General features: G+C 62.4%; 13 protein-coding genes. 5 read left to right on the forward strand and 8 right to left on the reverse strand.

What is annotated here, in order from left to right:
• Positions 1–30 precede the first annotated feature (30 nt).
• From J2R99_RS10020 to J2R99_RS10030, 3 genes are all read right to left on the reverse strand, one after another.
• Positions 31–744, reverse strand: a complete 714-nt coding sequence (locus J2R99_RS10020; RefSeq protein ID WP_307154348.1) for a response regulator — start codon at positions 742–744, stop codon at positions 31–33.
• A complete protein-coding gene (locus tag J2R99_RS10025) occupies positions 737–1,402 on the reverse strand; it encodes a hypothetical protein (protein WP_307154349.1) in 666 nt (221 codons plus the stop codon). Before J2R99_RS10025 ends, J2R99_RS10020 begins: the two co-directional genes overlap by 8 nt.
• A 128-nt stretch (positions 1,403–1,530) precedes the next feature.
• Positions 1,531–2,160, reverse strand: coding sequence for a hypothetical protein (locus J2R99_RS10030; protein ID WP_307154350.1), 630 nt, complete (start codon positions 2,158–2,160; stop codon positions 1,531–1,533).
• 351 nt (positions 2,161–2,511) lie between these two features.
• Here J2R99_RS10030 and J2R99_RS10035 point away from each other — a divergent pair, with 351 nt between their 5' ends.
• The 5 genes from J2R99_RS10035 to J2R99_RS10055 all read left to right on the forward strand — a co-directional run bounded on the left by J2R99_RS10035 (position 2,512) and on the right by J2R99_RS10055 (position 10,313).
• Entirely contained in the window at positions 2,512–3,426 is a 915-nt protein-coding gene (locus J2R99_RS10035) for a hypothetical protein (protein WP_307154352.1), read from the forward strand.
• Positions 3,427–3,539: 113 nt separating this feature from the next.
• Complete coding sequence (locus tag J2R99_RS10040; protein WP_307154353.1) at positions 3,540–4,484, forward strand: hypothetical protein; 945 nt, start codon at positions 3,540–3,542, stop codon at positions 4,482–4,484.
• A 127-nt stretch (positions 4,485–4,611) separates the two neighbouring features.
• Positions 4,612–6,609 (forward strand): hypothetical protein, encoded by a 1,998-nt coding sequence (locus J2R99_RS10045; RefSeq protein ID WP_307154354.1) that lies wholly within the window; start codon positions 4,612–4,614, stop codon positions 6,607–6,609.
• Positions 6,610–6,978: 369 nt separating this feature from the next.
• Positions 6,979–8,973 carry a type I secretion system permease/ATPase gene (locus J2R99_RS10050; protein ID WP_370872341.1) on the forward strand — a complete coding sequence of 665 codons (1,995 nt, stop codon included), beginning with the start codon at positions 6,979–6,981 and terminating at the stop codon, positions 8,971–8,973.
• Positions 8,970–10,313 carry an HlyD family type I secretion periplasmic adaptor subunit gene (locus J2R99_RS10055; protein WP_307154356.1) on the forward strand — a complete coding sequence of 448 codons (1,344 nt, stop codon included), beginning with the start codon at positions 8,970–8,972 and terminating at the stop codon, positions 10,311–10,313. Before J2R99_RS10050 ends, J2R99_RS10055 begins: the two co-directional genes overlap by 4 nt.
• A 151-nt stretch (positions 10,314–10,464) precedes the next feature.
• Here the strand turns inward: J2R99_RS10055 and cydX are convergent, their stop codons facing one another.
• The 5 genes from cydX to cydD all read right to left on the reverse strand — a co-directional run bounded on the left by cydX (position 10,465) and on the right by cydD (position 16,862).
• Complete coding sequence (gene cydX / locus J2R99_RS10060; protein ID WP_307154357.1) at positions 10,465–10,611, reverse strand: cytochrome bd-I oxidase subunit CydX; 147 nt, start codon at positions 10,609–10,611, stop codon at positions 10,465–10,467.
• Between the two features lie 19 nt (positions 10,612–10,630).
• Complete coding sequence (gene cydB, locus J2R99_RS10065; protein WP_307154358.1) at positions 10,631–11,785, reverse strand: cytochrome d ubiquinol oxidase subunit II; 1,155 nt, start codon at positions 11,783–11,785, stop codon at positions 10,631–10,633.
• A gap of 5 nt (positions 11,786–11,790) precedes the next feature.
• Positions 11,791–13,368, reverse strand: a complete 1,578-nt coding sequence (locus J2R99_RS10070; RefSeq protein ID WP_307154359.1) for a cytochrome ubiquinol oxidase subunit I — start codon at positions 13,366–13,368, stop codon at positions 11,791–11,793.
• A gap of 81 nt (positions 13,369–13,449) precedes the next feature.
• Positions 13,450–15,147 carry an amino acid ABC transporter ATP-binding/permease protein gene (locus J2R99_RS10075; RefSeq protein ID WP_307154361.1) on the reverse strand — a complete coding sequence of 566 codons (1,698 nt, stop codon included), beginning with the start codon at positions 15,145–15,147 and terminating at the stop codon, positions 13,450–13,452.
• Positions 15,144–16,862 (reverse strand): thiol reductant ABC exporter subunit CydD, encoded by a 1,719-nt coding sequence (cydD, locus tag J2R99_RS10080; RefSeq protein ID WP_307154362.1) that lies wholly within the window; start codon positions 16,860–16,862, stop codon positions 15,144–15,146. The genes J2R99_RS10075 and cydD overlap by 4 nt, the downstream gene beginning before the upstream one ends.
• Positions 16,863–16,883 lie beyond the last annotated feature (21 nt).

The following is a 16,883-nucleotide window of genomic DNA, read 5'->3' on the forward strand; positions in this document are numbered from 1 at the left end:
GACGTGGCGCCCAATCCTCGCACCGCGATGTCAGAAGACCGAGCGTCCGCGATGCGAGGTTGAGGCTCCCGCGGAGCCGGCGATCCACGCATCCGGCTTGCGATCGAGCGCGGAGAGGTGTGAGCGGTCGAGGTCCAGCCAGCCGCGATCGATCGCGAAACGGACGATATCGGCCCGGCTTTGCAGAGAGAGCTTTTGCGCGGCGCGACGTTTATAGGTCTCGACCGATTTCGGACTGACGCAGAGCTTTCCGGCGATCTCCTTGATGCTGAAGCCGAAGGCCGTGAGCTTCAACGTCTCTTCTTCGCGCCGGGTGATCTCGGTCTCCTCGCTGTCATTCTCAGCCTCGCCGACATAGGGCAGCAGCTCAGTGGCGAGGCAGGGGTCGATGTAGCGCCTGCCGGAGAGAACGAGACGCAACGCGTCGATGAGATGGCGCGCTTCGGAGCTCTTGAGCACGTATCCGGTGACTCCCAGGGCGAACACACGCTGAAGAATGCGCGCATCCGCATGCATGGTGTAGGCGAGGATCGGGAGAGACGGTGCCCTTGCGATCGCCTCTTGAAGCCAGGCACCTTCTGCGCCGCCAGGAAGAGTGAGATCGGCGACGAGCGCATCGAGGGTGCCGCTTTCCGCGAGCGCCAAAGCCTGCGCGGCTGTGCGCGCCTCACCGGAAAATTCAAACCCCTCTTCATATTCCAGGGCGGCACGGATGCCTGCGATCACGCAGGGATGATCATCCACGACGCCTATTCGGTACGCTTTCGTAGCTGCTTGCATCGTCTTTTGCCTCCAGGGAGATGGAGAACCGAGCATTCTGCCCATTCACGGGTCGGATCTCGACTCTGAGTGGTGAGAATTCTTCTCTTGTCTTCTGTATGGCGGTCGAAAAAACGAAGTCTTCTAAAGAGCCTTCCGGATTTTCCCATCCATCATTAGCTTTTGCTTCAATATGCGCTGCAACTTTAAATCGGTCCACCGCTGACAGGCTGACTGCGACAAAAGCATCGTCATGCGTGAGACAGCGTGCAGCAGCGACGACCCGCTCGATCGCGGAGGCGACGACAAGGCAGAAGGGCAGTCGGAAAAAGCCGGCGCTTTGTTTTGATGAAAGAACATAGATCTGCAAATGGTGGCGGGCAGCGATGATCGGCGCCATCGCCCGCACGAATTCGTCAAGGGATATGGCGCAGGCGTGCGAAAGTTGCGCGGCAGAATAGATGCGGTGGATGAGTGGGGAAAGTTGATCGACATCCCGGCCGAGGCCTGCGATCAGTTCGTCATCGGTGTATTTGTGCGTCAGCTGCAGAAGCTTGAGATTGAGCGAGCTCAGAGACGCGCCGACGATGTCGTGCAGCAGCGATATCTCTTCACACAGCGCGCATTCCTGTTCCGCTTGCATGCTTCCCCCTGAGCAGAGGCACGTTCTGCGTGTGCCTTTCACACTCCATAAGTAGAGATTATTCTAATTAAAAATTAGAATCTATATGTTTTTACAAGTTTATTTGTATCTTCGGTCGTTTCGTATTGTCATTTGTCGGCTGAGGGAGGGCGCCCGCCGGAATCTTTTCGCCTGTTTGCGCGCAAATGGCGCTCGAGCTCGGGCAGGAATTGCCAGATGTCGCGGTTGAGTTCGGTCATCTCGCGCGCCGTTTCGTTCATCTCTTCCAGGCGCCGGTCATCAAGCGGGCGCTCGCGTCCAAAGCAGATGCGGCCCCGCTTCTCTTCGATCCGCATCAGGTTGGTGTGGGTGATCTCGCCGAGCTGGTCGACTGCAAACATGGAATGGTTGAGCTCGTTGCGCAGCTTTGTCGCCGCCTCGAAGCGTTTCACGAGAAGCTTCAATCTCCTGGCGATGGCCTCATCACGAAGCTTGGCCTTGGCCAGCCGGTTGACGAGATCGAGCCTCGCCCGAGTGGTGTTGAGTGTTCCGAAAACGATGACAGAGGTCGGATGATCGGTTTCCATCAGCAGCATGAGGACATGGACGAACAGGCTCTCGTTGTTCGACCAGTTGAGCACGAGGTTGCCGATGGTGGCGAAGATGCGCATCCGCCGTTCCTGCAGACCGCGAGTCGGGGCGGAGAACGGCTCGAACGAGGGGGGATCCGGTAGGTTCGAATCAGCAACGGCAATGTCGTGCGGATGCGTATCGTCCACCGGTCGACCCTCCTTGAGTTTATCTCTCGGAGGCTAAAGTCGGCGCCTTCCAGATTCAAAGTCAATGTAGCAGAAACAGCGTTACGTCAGGTTATTCCTGACAAGCATTCGGGTAATACCTGTTTTCGGTATGGGAAAAACTCTGTCATGTCAGGATTTTTTACGAGGAAACGGGGAATTTCCTGAGAGACAATTTGCCTTTGTGTCGACCACCATTGGCGCAGTTGCTGGATGTTCCGGCAACCGGGCTCGCAAGGGCTCCGACCAACGCGAGAGGCCGCTGAAGCCGTTCAATCCGCGTAGATGACGGGTTGCGGTCACCCATCGGTTTCTCGACCAGAGGAAGTGAAAATGGCTACTGACCGTAACAATCTGGCATTTGCCAATGCCGGCGTCGCCGGCGCGTTCCAGGACAGCTGGGGTAACGGCGTCGATGCGTCCGTGACGAACCAGGATTTCGACGTTCTCAGCAACAACGATGCGAGCGACGACGACAACCTTGATCTCGACGATCAGGACGTGGTCGACATCGACGACAACGACGGTGGCGACGACATCGACGTCGCGGTGCTGGGTTCCGGCAATTCGAGCACGACCGATATCGACACCGACGAATCCTACTTCAGCGGGAATGAATCGACCTACACGTCGGACACGACCGTCGACGTCTCCAATGTCGGCAACGAATCGTTCTCGTCGGACATCAGCTCGGACGTCTCCTCGACCAACACGTTCAACTACTCCGACGATGACGTGAACACGACAGGCAGCAACAACACTGCCAATGTCAGCGTTACCGACAGCTTCAACGAGAAGATCGACAACGTCGGCAACTGGTCGGACACCGATATCCATACCAAGATGGAGCAGATCGGCGACGGTGACCTCGTCGATATCGATGGCCTTTGCGGCAATGTCGATGATCTTTTGTCGCTCGGTGGAGACGGCAACGTCTTCGCGCTCGACCAGGTCCAGACGATGATGGATAGCGATTTCATCGCCAATCCGACCGTCGCCAACAACGGTTATCTCGGCCAGTCCGCGTACAACGTCGATGGCGGTGCCGCAGACGCGACGTCTGGTGTCGGGAATGTCGACGGTGCCAGCGATGTCGGCGGCAATGCCAATGCCGGCGCGGACGCGCTCGCGGACCTCAGCGGCTTCGACCAGAGCATCAGCATGGGCGGCAACATTCAGTACGCCAGCATGAATCTCGATGTGGTCGGCGGCAGCGCGGATTCCGACATCATGGGCGACGACACCTGACCGCATGCTCACGGCTTCGGCCGGACACGCATTCTTTCAACATGCGCTTGCGGGCATTGCCCTGAACGCTCCGGCTTTGCCTGTGCGAGCGACGACTTTCAAAGGAATACGCTATGTTTAACTTCAATCCGGCTCCTCCGGCGGCCGAAGAAAACAACACCGGCAGCACCAGCGCCGGCGTTGTGGGTGCCTTCCAGGACAGCAACAACAATTTCGTCGACGGCTCCGAGAGCAATCTGAGCTCCTCGTTTATGAGCGGCAACGATCTGTCGGATGACGACAACCAGGACATCGACGATCAGGACGTGGTCGACATCGACGACAACGATGCTGGTGACGACATCGACGTGGCGGTGGTCGATTCCCTCAACACCTCCTCGTTCTCGGTGGACAAGGACGTGTCGGTCGGCAGCGACAACACCAATACGGTGTCGAAAACGGTCGATATCGATGTGGAGGATTCAGGAAATTCTTCGGTCAATATCGAGAAGTCCCTGGACTACACGGAAGAGAACACGATCAATTGGTCGGACGACGATGTGAACACGACGAACAGCGGGAACACGCTCAACGTCAGCATCGACGATGTCGGCAACAAGACGCTGACCGATTCCTTCAATGCGAGCTCGCATACCGAAACCTTCAACGAGTACTGCATTGACGACAGCGATCTGGTCGACCTCGACGGTCTCCAGGGCCGCATCGACGACATTCTGAGCGTCGGCGGAAGCGGCAACGTCCTCAGCGGTCTGCAGGATCAGCTCCTCACCGACAACGATCTGGTGATGAGCCCGTCCGTGTCAAATGGCCATTGGGCTTCCGTCAGCCAGGATGCCGGTTGCATCGACGGCGGCTTGGCCGATTCCGACGCAACCGTCGGAAATGTCGGCGGCGACAGCGATGTCGGAGCAAATGCGACGGCCTCTGCGGATGCTTCGGCCAATCTCTCTGCGTTCGGCCAGACGATCGAGACCGGCCTCAACACGCAGTATGCCCGCATCGATACGAGCGTCGTGGGCGGTTCCGACGACGGCGATATCTCGGGCGACGACGCCTGAGCAGCCGAGCCAGCTGATGGTGTTCGAAGGCTGAGGAGACTCGAACTTCGAGCAACACTGACACTGAGAGCCGCGCCATGTCGCGGCTCTCTCTGCCTCAACTCGGTCAGAATCTCGGAGCCAGGCCGTGCGTGCCAATGCCGTCGCAGAAGCCATATCCAGATTCATGGGGTTCTTCGAGCCGGTCGAGGAGACCGCGAAGTTCCGCATCGCGCATCCAGATTTCGATTTCGAAAGCCGGCCTGTCGCGCTGACGCCGGATGCGCCGGGAACGCCGCCCAGCGTGGCCCCCGAAGATGGACTTGCGGGTGGGGGAGGCGTTTCGCTTCGCCTCGGCGGATATCCTTCCGTGTCGGTGGACCCCGCCGGACATCACCCGGCGCCCATGCCGTCGGGAGGTGGGCATGAGCCCGTCTTTCTGAACGATAGCGGTGCGCTCCTCGTGCGCGCCGGCCAATCCGCCGGCGTCAGTGCGCCGGGCACTTTCATCGAGCCGGACGTGCGGGTGGTCTATGACGAGGCCGTCGGCTCGAGCTTCGGGGTTATCCGTCAGCACGGTCTGCTTCAGGATGGCGACAAGCTCTCGCTGGTCGATGGGGTGGAGCCTGTCTCGCTCGTCCCCGATGCGGATGAGAACCTCCAGACGATGGTCGATGCCGCGCAGACATGGCGCGAGGAGCTCTGGCGCGCGGAAATACCCGGCGGGGACGCATCGCAGCAAATCTGGAACGGCGAGACCGGCGGGCTGCACAACCCCGCGGAGATCCGCCAAGCGCTTCTCACCTCGGCCCATCACGATCCGGAAAGCGCCGGGCCAGTGACTGGCCATGACGGCGCTTATGTGAACGGGCAGGCATCCCTCGATTACCCGAGGGCCAATGAGATTTTCGATCGGCTCGGTCTCGGTGAGGACGATGCGGACGAAGCCCCGAAGGATCCCCTCGATGCGGCGGTGACGGCGGAGATCGACCTCGGCCACAACACCGTCGTCAACGAGGCGACGGTCCTGCAGGCCGACACCTTCGCCCGCACGACGATCGTCCTGGGCGATTATTACGAGACGAATGCGATCAACCAGCTGACCGTGCATCTCGATCTCGACGAGCGGCCCGGCGGGGCCAGTTTCGATGGCGCCGGCAGCTCTTACACCGACGCCTACAACGTCGCCGTTTTCGATCGCAGCGAAGGTGTGACCCCAGGGCCCGCCGATCCCGCCAACTACTTCGTGCCTTACGACTACGAGGTGGATGTCATCCACGGCGACCTCGTCACCTCCCGCTTCATCGAGCAGATCCGTGTCGTCCTGGACAACGATCAGGTCGTTCTCACGTCGGTCAGCGAGGATACGGCGATCGAAACGGGCGGCAACGTTTCATACAGCTCCGTCGATTTCACGGCTCTCCAGGATTTCTACGATGTCATCATCTTCGGAGGCAGCGTCTACGAAGGTAACTATATCGATCAGGTCAGTATCCTTCTCGACAATGATTACATCGCGCCCGAGGCGGCGGCCGGCGGCAGCGTCGCGAGCTCGGGAAATCTCCTTTATAACTTTGCATCCATCAACAATATCGGCGGAACCGATTTTCGTCCGGTGTCGGAGGCGATGACGGATCTCGTCTCTGCCTTCAGTCGCGGCGAGGAGACCTTCGATCGTTCGCTCGGCGAGCCGCTCGACTTTCTCGGCAGCTCGCATCTGCGCATCCTCTACGTGACCGGCGACCGGGTCGAGCTCACCCATCTCAAGCAGACGACCATCCTCTCGGATGCGGATACCGTCGATTATGCGCGGAAGACGGCGGCGGAGCTTGTGACGAAATCCGGCCCGGACGCACCCTGGCATATCGAGACCGGTGGCAACGCCGTCGTCAATGCGGGTCAGATCATCGACTACGACACGGCCGGTTCGGTGCGCTTCCTCGGCGGCGACTACTACTCCGATTCCATTCTCGCGCAGGCTGATCTCGTTCCGAGAGGCAACATGTCCGTCTTCGACACGGCGACGCTTGCGCCGGAAGTGATCGCCTTCACGAGCACCGACATGGACGTGCCTGACGAGGAGGGCGGTTTTGCAATCCACTCATACGACCTGCCTGGCGATGGCCTGGCGAGCTTTTTCGGGTGAACCATGAAGTTGATGTCTACGGAAATGTCAGGTGGGGGCGGCACCGGCGATCTCGGCGAGGATGCTTTGAGCGAGCGCAAGCGCGCGTCTGTGCAACAGCCGCGGGCTGCGGCACCTGCCGCAACTGAGGCCACCCGAGCCCGCAGTCTTCAGATGACGCCCGAAGCCAAAGCGGCGATCGCGCGGATGGAGGAGGACATTTTTCGTGAGGTTGCGGTGGCCGCAAGGACGCCGCGGTTGAGCGGGCAGGCGAGAGAGCCCAGAGCTTCGTGGCGAGGTCTGCCGAGAGCGGTGCAGCTCGACGATTTTGCTCCGGCTTCCGCAGCCAAAGCCGGTCACCCATTTCCTCGCGAAGAGCCCAAGAAGGCTATGCCTTCATCAGTGCCGCGGTCGCAAGAAGGGGCAGACCGCAGCCGCGGAAAGCTCGACGAAGTCAGTCCGGCGAAGTTCCGGGAGCCGGAACCTGCAAAGGCGAAATCTCCGCCCTTTGCGCCTGTGATCGAGATCGAGAAGAACGACCGCACCGAGTTGCCCGTGCAAAAGGGAGGCGGCGGCAAGCCGCCGACGCCTTCGGGCAGCGGTGGGGGTGGCGGCGGCGGTTCAGATGGCCGGCCGAAGATGCAGGAGCGCGTCTCGCAGCCGAATTTCCGCCAGGCGCTCGCGCTGACGGTCGCGAAAGTGAAGATGAACATGCTCGTCGTGTTCGTCTTTACGATTGCGATGAACGTTCTCGTTCTCGCCGTGCCGATCTATCTCTTCCAGATCGCCGACCGCGTTCTGACCAGCCGCTCAGTGGACACGCTCGTCATGCTGACGCTGATCACGGCGGGCGCGATCGTGGGGCAGGTGCTTCTCGACGTCTTTCGCCGCCGCATTCTGATGCGCACCGCCTCGGAGATCGAGACGCGGCTGAGTTCGCCGATCTTGAGCGCGGCCGCGCGGTCAGCGCTCGGGGGAAGCGGCCGCGATTATCAGGTGCTGGGGGATCTCCAGCATATCCGCAACTTCGTCACTGGCGGCACGCTTCTGGCGATGCTCGACGCGCCGCTTGCGCCGATCTTCATCCTGGCGGTTTTCCTCGTCCACCCACATCTCGGTTTCATCGTCTGCACGTCAATTCTGCTGTTGATGGTCGTTGCCTTCGTCAACCGCCAGATCACGGCCAAGCCTTTCGCCGAAGCCAATGCGCATCTGACGATGGCCAACCTCAATCTGGAATCTCTGTCGCGCAATTCTCAGATCATCAATGCGCTCGGTATGATCCCTGAGGCCGTGCGCATGTGGGGGCGTGCCAACGCCAACTCGCTCCGCCACCAGGTAACCGCGCAGGATCGCAACGTCTTCTTCACCGGCGTGTCGAAGGGGGTTCGCCTCTTTGCCCAGATCGCCATGCTCGGCTGGGGCGCGCATCTCGCTCTCGACGGGCGGCTGACGGGCGGCATGGTGATTGCCTCCTCGATTATTGCGAGCCGCGCGCTCGCACCGGTCGAAGGCACGATCGAGGGATGGCGCACCTATATCCAGTCCCGCGCGGCCTATGACCGGATCGCCAACTTGCTGCGGACTTCACCGCTCAATGTGGAACGCCTCAGACTGCCGCAACCGACGGGCCGCCTCGACGTGGAGCGCGTGCTCTTCGTGCCGCCGCCCAACAAGCGGGTCATTCTGAACGGCGTCACCTTCAGCCTGGAGCCCGGTGAGACCCTGGCGATCATCGGGGATTCCGGCGCCGGCAAGTCGACTTTGGGCAAAATGCTGGTCGGATCGATCGTGCCGACGGCCGGAAGCGTGCGGCTCGATCTCATGGAACTGAAGAACTGGGATCCGCGGCAGCTCGGCGAGAATATCGGCTATCTTCCGCAGGACATTCAGCTGTTTCCTGCCTCCATCAAGGCGAACATCGCTCGCATGCGCGAGGATGTGACCGACGAGATGATTTTCGAGGCCGCCTCCCTCGCCGGGGTGCACAAGCTGATTGCCTCGCTCCCGCAGGGCTATGAGACCATGATCGCAGGCGATGGCGCGCCGCTGTCCGGCGGCCAGAAGCAGCGCATCGGTCTGGCCCGCGCTTTCTTCGGAAATCCGCGCCTGGTCATCCTGGACGAGCCGAACTCCAATCTCGACACGGCCGGTGAGCAGGCTCTCGCTCAGGCAATCGAGAAGGCAAAGACGGTCGGCACGACCGTCATCGCAATTACCCAGCGCACGGCACTCCTGCGTTGCGTCGACAAGATCATGGTCATGAAGGACGGCACCGTGCAGGCGATCGGTGAGCGGCAGGCGATGCTTCAGGCGCTTGCCGGTCCCAAAAAGCCCGGGCCCGGGGGTGCGCCCGGCGGTGAGGCTAGGGGAGAACAGGCATGAGCAAGAAAGCTGGCGGAGACTACCTGCTGGAGGAATGGTATGCGCCCGTTCCTCGCTCAATCGCGTCGGCCTCTCTTGCCGGCGCCCTTGTGATCGGGCTCGCATTCGCCGGCTTCGGGGGCTGGGCCGCTACGGCACCGCTCGCCGCGGCGGTCGTGGCGAGCGGCACCTTCGTGTCCACCGGCCAGAACAAGCTCGTGCAGCATCTCGAAGGCGGCATTATCCGGGAAATCCGGGCGCGAGAGGGTGATCGGGTCGATGCCGGCCAAACCTTGCTCGTGCTCGATTCGGTTGCTCCGCGTGCCAATGCACGGCGCCTGTCGATCCGGCTGGCGCGTCTGCAGGCGGCCAGCGACCGGCTCTCGGCACAGGCGGCCGGGCGTGAAGCCCTGATCTTCCGCGATGTGCGTTTGAACGATGCGGATAACGAGGAGATCCAACAGATCCAGGATATGCAAAGACGCTTGTTTGATGCCGCTCTGGCGCAGCTGAAGGGCAATGAGCACATCGTCGAAGGCAGCATCCAGGCGCTTCGCGAACGGCTGAAGGGCGTGGAAGCGCAAAAGGCCGCCGTTTCCGAGCAGCTGCGTCTCATTCTCAAGGAGCGCGAAGGCAAGGCGACGCTTCAGCAGAAAGGGCTGCTGCCGCTGAGCCGTCTGTTCGAGATGGACCGGGTGATTGCCGAAGCGCGGGGTATGGTCGGCAAACTCGAGGGGGATGAAGGCGACCTCAAAAGCCAGATCGCCCGCCATCAGGCGGAGATTGCCCAGCTCCGCCAGGAAACGCGGCAGCGGGCGGGCGACGAGTTGCAGACCGTCAACAGCGATCTCGACGATATCCGCGAACAGCTGGCCGCGGCTTCGGACGTGCTCGGTCGCGTTGAGATCCGCTCGCCGGTTGCCGGCATCATCGTCAAGTTCAACTACAATACGATCGGCGGCGTTATCGAAAGCGGCAAAGACATTCTGGAGATCCTGCCAGAGAACGAGGATCTCATCATCGAGGCGCCGGTGAAACCGTCCGACATTGACGATGTGGCGCTCGGGCAAGCAGCGACCGTCAACCTGACGAGCTTCAACCGCAGGACGACGCCGGCCTTCACCGGCACGGTGATCTATGTCTCCGCCGATACGATCCGCGGCAAAGATCGCGACAATCCTAAAGACGTCTATCTTGTTCGCGTTCTGCTTGACGACAAGCATCTGGCACAGGCGCAGGAGCTGCACATCACGCCGGGCATGCCGGCCGAGATCTTCATCGAGACGGCCTCGCGCACGTTCCTCGATTACATCACGAAGCCGGTGAGAGACAGTATGGGCCGCGCCTTTCGGGAAAGCTGAGCCCCGGAGAGCCGAGCCGCCGCCGGAGGGGCTGAGCCGGCGGTCCCCTTCGCATTGCGTCGTCTCAGGGGGATCCGGCGCGTGCGTGTTGGGATGATGGCTGGCAGGAGGGGGTGTCCTCCCGGCGGTTTGCCGCCGGGAGGACTCGATTTCAGGCCGTCGGTTGTTCGGTGGCCGGCTTTTGAGGCGAACGCGCCTCGTGGCGCTCATCATCCTCCATGAGTTCGAACCACATGGCGTTGAGGACGGCAAAGGCGGCTGCCAGCGGCAGGCCGAGAAGCCAGGCGAAATACCACATCTCAATCTCCTCCTGTCGCTTAATAGGCGTGGCTCTTGCCGCCGCTGATTTCGTCCTCGTCGACCTTGCCCCACAGCACCCGGTAGACCCAGGTGGTGTAGACAAGGATGATCGGCACGAAGATCCCTGTGACGACGAGCATGATGAAGAGTGTGAGATGGCTCGAAGAGGCATCCCAGACGGTGAGGCTCGCCTTTGGCATAAGCGACGATGGCAGGATGAAGGGAAACATCGACGCACCGACGGTTGAAATGATGCCGACGATCGAAAGACCGCTGACGATCACGGTCAGGCCTTCGAGGCGAACCCTGAGCAGGATGAACGCCAGGAAGGCCGCGACGATGCCGAGGATCGGGGCCGCCATCATCCAGGGATAGGTCTGGTAATTGCCGAGCCAGATGCCTTCGCCCATCTCGACCGATTTCACGAGCGGATTTGAAGGACCGGTCGGATCGATCGAGCCGACGATCCGGTAGCCGTCGACGAATGCCCAGATATAGGCGCCCGCAAGCACGAAGAGAGCGATCGTCGCGATCGCGGCGATGCTTCCATAGTTGCGGGCGCGCTCACGCACGTCACCTTGCGTCTTCAAGACGAGCCAGGCGCCGCCGTGCATGATGAGCATCGAGACGGAGACGAGACCGCACAAAAGCGCGAAGGGGTTGAGCAGTCCGAAGAACGTGCCTTCGTAGAAGATGCGCAGATCACTGTCGAAGTGGAAGGGGACGCCCTGAAGGACGTTGCCGACGGCGACACCGAAAATGAGCGCCGGCACGAACGAGCCGATGAAAAGTGCCCAATCCCAGTTCCGACGCCATGCGACGCCGTCACGTTTGGAGCGATATTTGAAGCCCACCGGCCGCAAGATGAGCGCGAACAGGATCGCGAACATGGCGAGATAGAAGCCGGAGAAGGAGACCGCATAAAGCGGCGGCCAGGCGGCGAAGATCGCACCGCCTCCGAGGATCAGCCAGACCTGGTTGCCTTCCCAGACCGGGCCGATGGAGTTGATGACGACGCGTCGTTCCAGATCGTTCCTGGCGACGAAAGGCAATAACGTGCCCGTGCCAAGATCGAAGCCGTCGGTGACGGCAAAGCCGATCAACAAGATGCCAAGAAGCCCCCACCAGATGAGGCGAAGGACATCGTAGGAGATGAGTTCGTGAAGGATCATAGCTGTCACTCCGCCGGTACGACGTGGGAGGAGATGGCCGGGCTCTCCGGCTCTTCCTCGGGATCGGGCCCCTTGCGGATCGCCGCCACCATCAGGCCCATCTCGATGATGAAGAGGGTCGTGTAGATCAGGACGAAGCCGATGATGGTCATCAAGACCGTGCCGGCACCGAGATCCGAGACGGCTGCGGCGGTCGGCAGCACACCCTCGATGATCCAAGGCTGACGCCCGAATTCGGCGACGAACCAGCCGCTTTCGGCCGCGATCCATGGCAGCGGGATGGAAAAGACCGCGACCCAAAGGAGCCAGCGGCGCTTCTCCAGCGTGTGCTGGGCCGACAAGACGAAAAAGACGCCCATCAGCAGGATGAAGAAGAAGCCGAGGCCCACCATGATGCGGAAGGTCCAGAAGAGCGGCATGACGCCTGGAACCGTGTCCCACGCCGCCTTGGTGATCTCGTCTTCGCTGGCATTGCGCGGATCTTCGACATAGCGCTTCAGGAGAAGCGCGTAGCCGAGCTCGTGACCGTTGTCTTCGAAGGTCTTGCGGAGGTTGCCCGGAACCGTTTCACCCGGCGGCAGGCTGCGGATCTGCTGCAAAGCGTCGAAGGCCGTAATGCCTTGCCGGATGCGTACCTTTGCGAGTTCGACGAGCTCCTCGATACCGGGGATCTCGGTGTTGATCGAGCGCGTGCCGATGAGGCCCATCACCCACGGAATATGCACGGCGTAGTGGGTTTCGCGATCTTCCTGGTCTGGGATGCCGACAACGGTAAAGGCCGCGGGAGCGGGCTCGGTGTGCCACATGGCCTCGATCGCCGCGAGCTTCATTTTCTGATGTTCGGTCGACAGGTAGCCGCTCTCATCGCCCAGAACGACGACGGAGAGGGCGGAGGCGAGGCCGAAGGAGGCCGCGACCGCCATGGAGCGCTTGGCAAGCGCGATGTGGCGGCCCTTCAAGAGGTACCAGGCGGAGACGCCGAGCACGAAGACGGCCGCCGTCACATAGCCGGCGGAGACGGTGTGAACGAATTTTGCCTGCGCCACCGGGTTGAAAAGGACGGCAGAGAAATCCGTCACCTCCATGCGCATCGTGTCAAAGTTGAAGGCCGAACCCACCGGGTTCTGCATCCAGCCATTGGCGATGAGGATCCACAAGGCGGAGAGGTTCGAACCGATCGCCACCGCCCAGGTTGCGGTGAGGTGGCCGCGCTTCGACATCTTGTCCCAGCCGAAGAAGAAGAGGCCGACGAAGGTCGCTTCCAGGAAGAAGGCCATCAGGCCTTCGATGGCGAGAGGCGCGCCAAAGATGTCGCCGACATAGTGGCTGTAATAGCTCCAGTTCATACCGAACTGGAATTCCATGACGATGCCGGTCGCCACGCCGACGACGAAGTTGATGCCGAAGAGCACGCCCCAGAACTTCGTCATCTGCCGCCAGATCGGGCGGTCGGTCATGACGTAGACCGTCTCCATGATGGCAAGCATGATGGAGAGGCCGAGGGTCAGGGGCACGAAAAGGAAGTGGTAAAGCGCCGTCAACGCAAATTGCAGGCGCGATAGATCTACAATGTCGAGTTCCATCGGCGGTAACCGGTTTGCCCGGTCTCCTTTCTCTGCCGGCCCCCATCGGGTGCGAGGCCGGCGGTTGATCCCGCGTCGCTCCTAATCGGGACGGAGGGCTTCGAGCGCCTGCTCAAAACCCGGTTCGTTGCGCCGCGGGGCCGCAACGATCTGCCCCTGTTCGAGGATGACGAGACGGTCGGCGATCTCCGCCTCCCGCCGCAAATGCGTGCTGATGACGAGGCTGCGGCCACGTCTCTGGCTTTTGAGACGCCGCATGATTTCGCGTGCAGTCGGTCCGTCGAGGCCTTCGGTCGGCTCGTCGATGAGCCAAAGAGGCGTGCCGCGAAGGAAAAGACGCGCCAGCGAGAGGCGCCGTGCCTGCCCGCCGGAAAGGCCGAGCCCGCCTTCGCCGAGCCGGGTTTCAAGCCCTGCAGGGAGAGTTTCGACGTCCGCGCGAAGCCCAGCGGCCTCGAGTGCGCGCCAGAGCCTCACCGCGCTCGCGTCGGGATCGGCAATCTGAAGATTGCCGGCGAGGGTGTCCTGAAAGAGCTCGGTGCGTTGCGTCAAAAGCGTGGCAGGAGAATGGGTGACGTCGCCGGCCTCAGGTGTGGCTTCGTCGGCCAGGAGAGCGAGCAACGTCGATTTGCCGGCGCCGCTCGGGCCTACGATCGCGAGGATTTCGCCTTCCGTGAGGGTGAGTGAGATATCGCTCAGGCAAAGTCTTTTCGCATCGGGATAACGGAAATCGACGGCGCTGAGGCGCACCGCTTCCCCCTCGGTCGGCATGGATGGAGATCGTGCCGGTTGCGCGGGGCGTATCTTGAGGCGCGGTGCGAGACGGCGTGCCGCGAGCCGTGTACGGCCAAGCTCGACGGCACCGCGTTTGAGGGCCGCGAAGGGTTCGACGGCCGCAAAGACGACGAGAATTGCAAGAGCCGCAGCTGGCGCGCCGATCTCGTTCGCCTCGGCGAGGTGCGCCGCGACATAGAGCGTGCCGGCAAGAAGCAGGCTACCGGCTACGCCGAAAGCGATGGAGGCTCTCGTCTCGATGCGGTTCAGGCGGTCATCAGTGGCGACAAGACGCTGGTCCGTACGTTCGATCGCACGGCGCTCTGCCGTGAGACGAGCGGCCATTGCGAGTTCGGTCTGGCCGGCGACGAGATCGATGGTGCGGGCGCGCAACGCTTCCGTCAGATGCGCGCGCCGAAGGCCCGGAGCGAGCGCGGCTGCGGCCGTGCGAAGGGGAATGACGAGGCCGAGGACGGCAAGCCATAGAAAGGCGGCGAGGCCGAGCCAGGGGTTGAGGACGGTAAGGACGAGCCCGGTCGCCGTTGCCACTGCAAAAGCCGCAAGGAAGGGCACCAGGATGCGCAGATAAAGGGAATCGAGCGCGTCGATGTCGGCCGTCAGGCGGAAGAGAAGCCGTGCCGGGCGCTCCAGAAGGTGCCGTGCCGCGCCGGGCGGGGCCCAACCGCGAAAGAGTTTCTCGCGCAAGGCGGCAAGCGCGCTCAGTGTCGCTTCATGCGTCGTCAGCCGCTCGCCGTAGCGGCCGGCGGTGCGGGCGATCGCCAGGAAACGGATGGCGGCGGCGGGGGCGAAGACGTCGAAGGCGAGGGCCGTGGCCGTCGAAAGGCCGGCGATCGCCGTTGCGGTGATGAACCAGCCGGAAAGGCCGAGAAGGCCGACGCCTGCCAGAACCGTCACGGCGGCAAGGGCAGCACCCGCCGCCAGCATTGGCCGGCGCTCGGCGAGGAGAACCGCGAGAACGGGACGAAAATCCTGCCAGGCGGTCCTCATGCCACCGCCCTCATGGCCGATTTCGGCAGATAGACAATGCGGTCCATGCGATGCGCCAGAAGCGGGTCGTGCGTTGCGACGATCAGGGTGCGGCCTTTGGCGAAGGCGAGGAGATGGTCGGCGATGTCTTTGGCGGTTTGGCTGTCGAGATGAGCGGTCGGCTCGTCGGCGAGAATGAGCGAGATGCGGGGATCGGCCGTGAGCCGCGCCAGCGCCACGCGCAGGGCTTCTCCGCCGGACAGGCCCGAGCCGCCTTCACCGAGATGGCCGTCGCGGCCTTCAAGGATATGGGAGAGGCCTGCCGCGGCGAGAGCCCTCTGTGCATTGTCGGCACCGATCCAGGGGCGGTGAAGCGTGACGTTGGAAATGAGGTCGCCGGCGAAGATGTGCGGTGTCTGGCCGATCCAGGCGATCTGACGGCGCAGCGATCCGGCGTTGGTCTCATCCAGAGATTGCTCTGAGATGCGGACGCAGCCGCGATCGGCGGGCGCAAGCCCGGCGATCAGAGCGAGGAGCGTCGACTTGCCAGATCCGCTCGGCCCAAAAAAGGCGATTTTTTCGCCGGCCTCGATGGAGAGAGAGAATTCCTCGATGGCAGCCTGCTCCGCTCCGGCATGGGCGAAGGCGAGATTTTCGAGCCGCACGGCCGGTGCGGGCGCGCGCGCGCCTTTTCGCTGGTCATCGGCATCCGCGTTCAGGACGGCCACATCCATTGCGGAGAGGTCATCGAGCGCCTTCAAGGCGGCTTCGCCGGCGGCCCGATCGTGCCAGATGCTGGACAGATCGCGCAAAGGTTCAAAGAAGGCGGGCGCCAGAAGGAGCACGAAGAGCCCTTCGCCGAGACTGAGCCGGCCGCCCCAGGCGCCGAAGGGGAGCTGGCCGAGCAGGTGGAAACCGATATAGACGGCGACCATGGCGACGCCGAGCGCGGCGAAGAGCTCCAGAACGGCGGAGGAGAGAAAGGCGATCCTGAGAACCGCCATGGTGCGCGTTCGCAGGGTTTCAGCCTCCTGGCGTAGACGTTTGGCGGTGCGATCGACCGCGCCCATCGCTCGGATGGTTGCAAGGCCGCGCAGCCGGTCGAGGAGAAAGCCGTTCATGCTGCCGAGCCCGGCAAGCTGGGCTTCGCTCGCCGCCTGCGCGCGCCAGCCGATCAACGCCATGAAGACCGGGATGAGAGGGGCTGCGATCAAAAGAACGATCGCCGCCGCCCATGAGACCGGGAAGACGGCAAGGACGATCGCAAGCGGCACGATCACGGCTTTGAGGCGCGCCGGGCGATAGCGAGAGAGGTAGGGCACGATCGCCTCGCCCTGTTCGCCCAGAATGCTGGCCGCCACGCCTGAGGCTGGACGCCCGGAATCGAGTGGCGAGCGTGCGGCGAGGGCTTTTGCGGCCTTGGCTCGCCGCTCGGAGAGGATTTGACGCGCGCGGCGGAAGCAAAGCCGGCCGGCATAGCCATCGAGAAGTGCCCGGACGATGCCGAGGATGGCGACGGCCAAAGCGGACGTCGCGGCGTTCAGCCCGAAATCCTCAGGCGCGCGCCCCTGACCGGCCAGATCGCCGATGACGAGGGCGATCAACGCGGCCTGGGGGAGCCAAAGCAGCGCAGCGAGCACCTGCAACCCCGCACCAAGGCGCATCGGCGGCAGAGGCTCGGTCCGCGCCTTGCGGGGGCGGGAGCGTGGGCTTCTTGCGACCGAGCTCTCTCGCATATGCGGACTTTCGTGCGTCGC

Origin of the sequence: Rhodopseudomonas julia (assembly GCF_030813515.1) — a bacterium.
Lineage (GTDB): Bacteria > Pseudomonadota > Alphaproteobacteria > Rhizobiales > Afifellaceae > Afifella > Afifella julia.

Bases quoted from the DNA above. Each gene is read 5' to 3' on its own strand.
- J2R99_RS10025 (WP_307154349.1), bottom strand. From the start codon at position 1,402: ATGCAAGCGGAACAGGAATGCGCGCTGTGTGAAGAGATATCGCTGCTG.
- J2R99_RS10035 (WP_307154352.1), top strand. From the start codon at position 2,512: ATGGCTACTGACCGTAACAATCTGGCATTTGCCAATGCCGGCGTCGCC.
- J2R99_RS10040 (WP_307154353.1), top strand. From the start codon at position 3,540: ATGTTTAACTTCAATCCGGCTCCTCCGGCGGCCGAAGAAAACAACACC.
- J2R99_RS10050 (WP_370872341.1), top strand. From the start codon at position 6,979: ATGCCTTCATCAGTGCCGCGGTCGCAAGAAGGGGCAGACCGCAGCCGC.
- J2R99_RS10055 (WP_307154356.1), top strand. From the start codon at position 8,970: ATGAGCAAGAAAGCTGGCGGAGACTACCTGCTGGAGGAATGGTATGCG.
- cydX (WP_307154357.1), bottom strand. From the start codon at position 10,611: ATGTGGTATTTCGCCTGGCTTCTCGGCCTGCCGCTGGCAGCCGCCTTT.
- cydB (WP_307154358.1), bottom strand. From the start codon at position 11,785: ATGATCCTTCACGAACTCATCTCCTACGATGTCCTTCGCCTCATCTGG.
- J2R99_RS10070 (WP_307154359.1), bottom strand. From the start codon at position 13,368: ATGGAACTCGACATTGTAGATCTATCGCGCCTGCAATTTGCGTTGACG.
- J2R99_RS10075 (WP_307154361.1), bottom strand. From the start codon at position 15,147: ATGAGGACCGCCTGGCAGGATTTTCGTCCCGTTCTCGCGGTTCTCCTC.
- cydD (WP_307154362.1), bottom strand. From the start codon at position 16,862: ATGCGAGAGAGCTCGGTCGCAAGAAGCCCACGCTCCCGCCCCCGCAAG.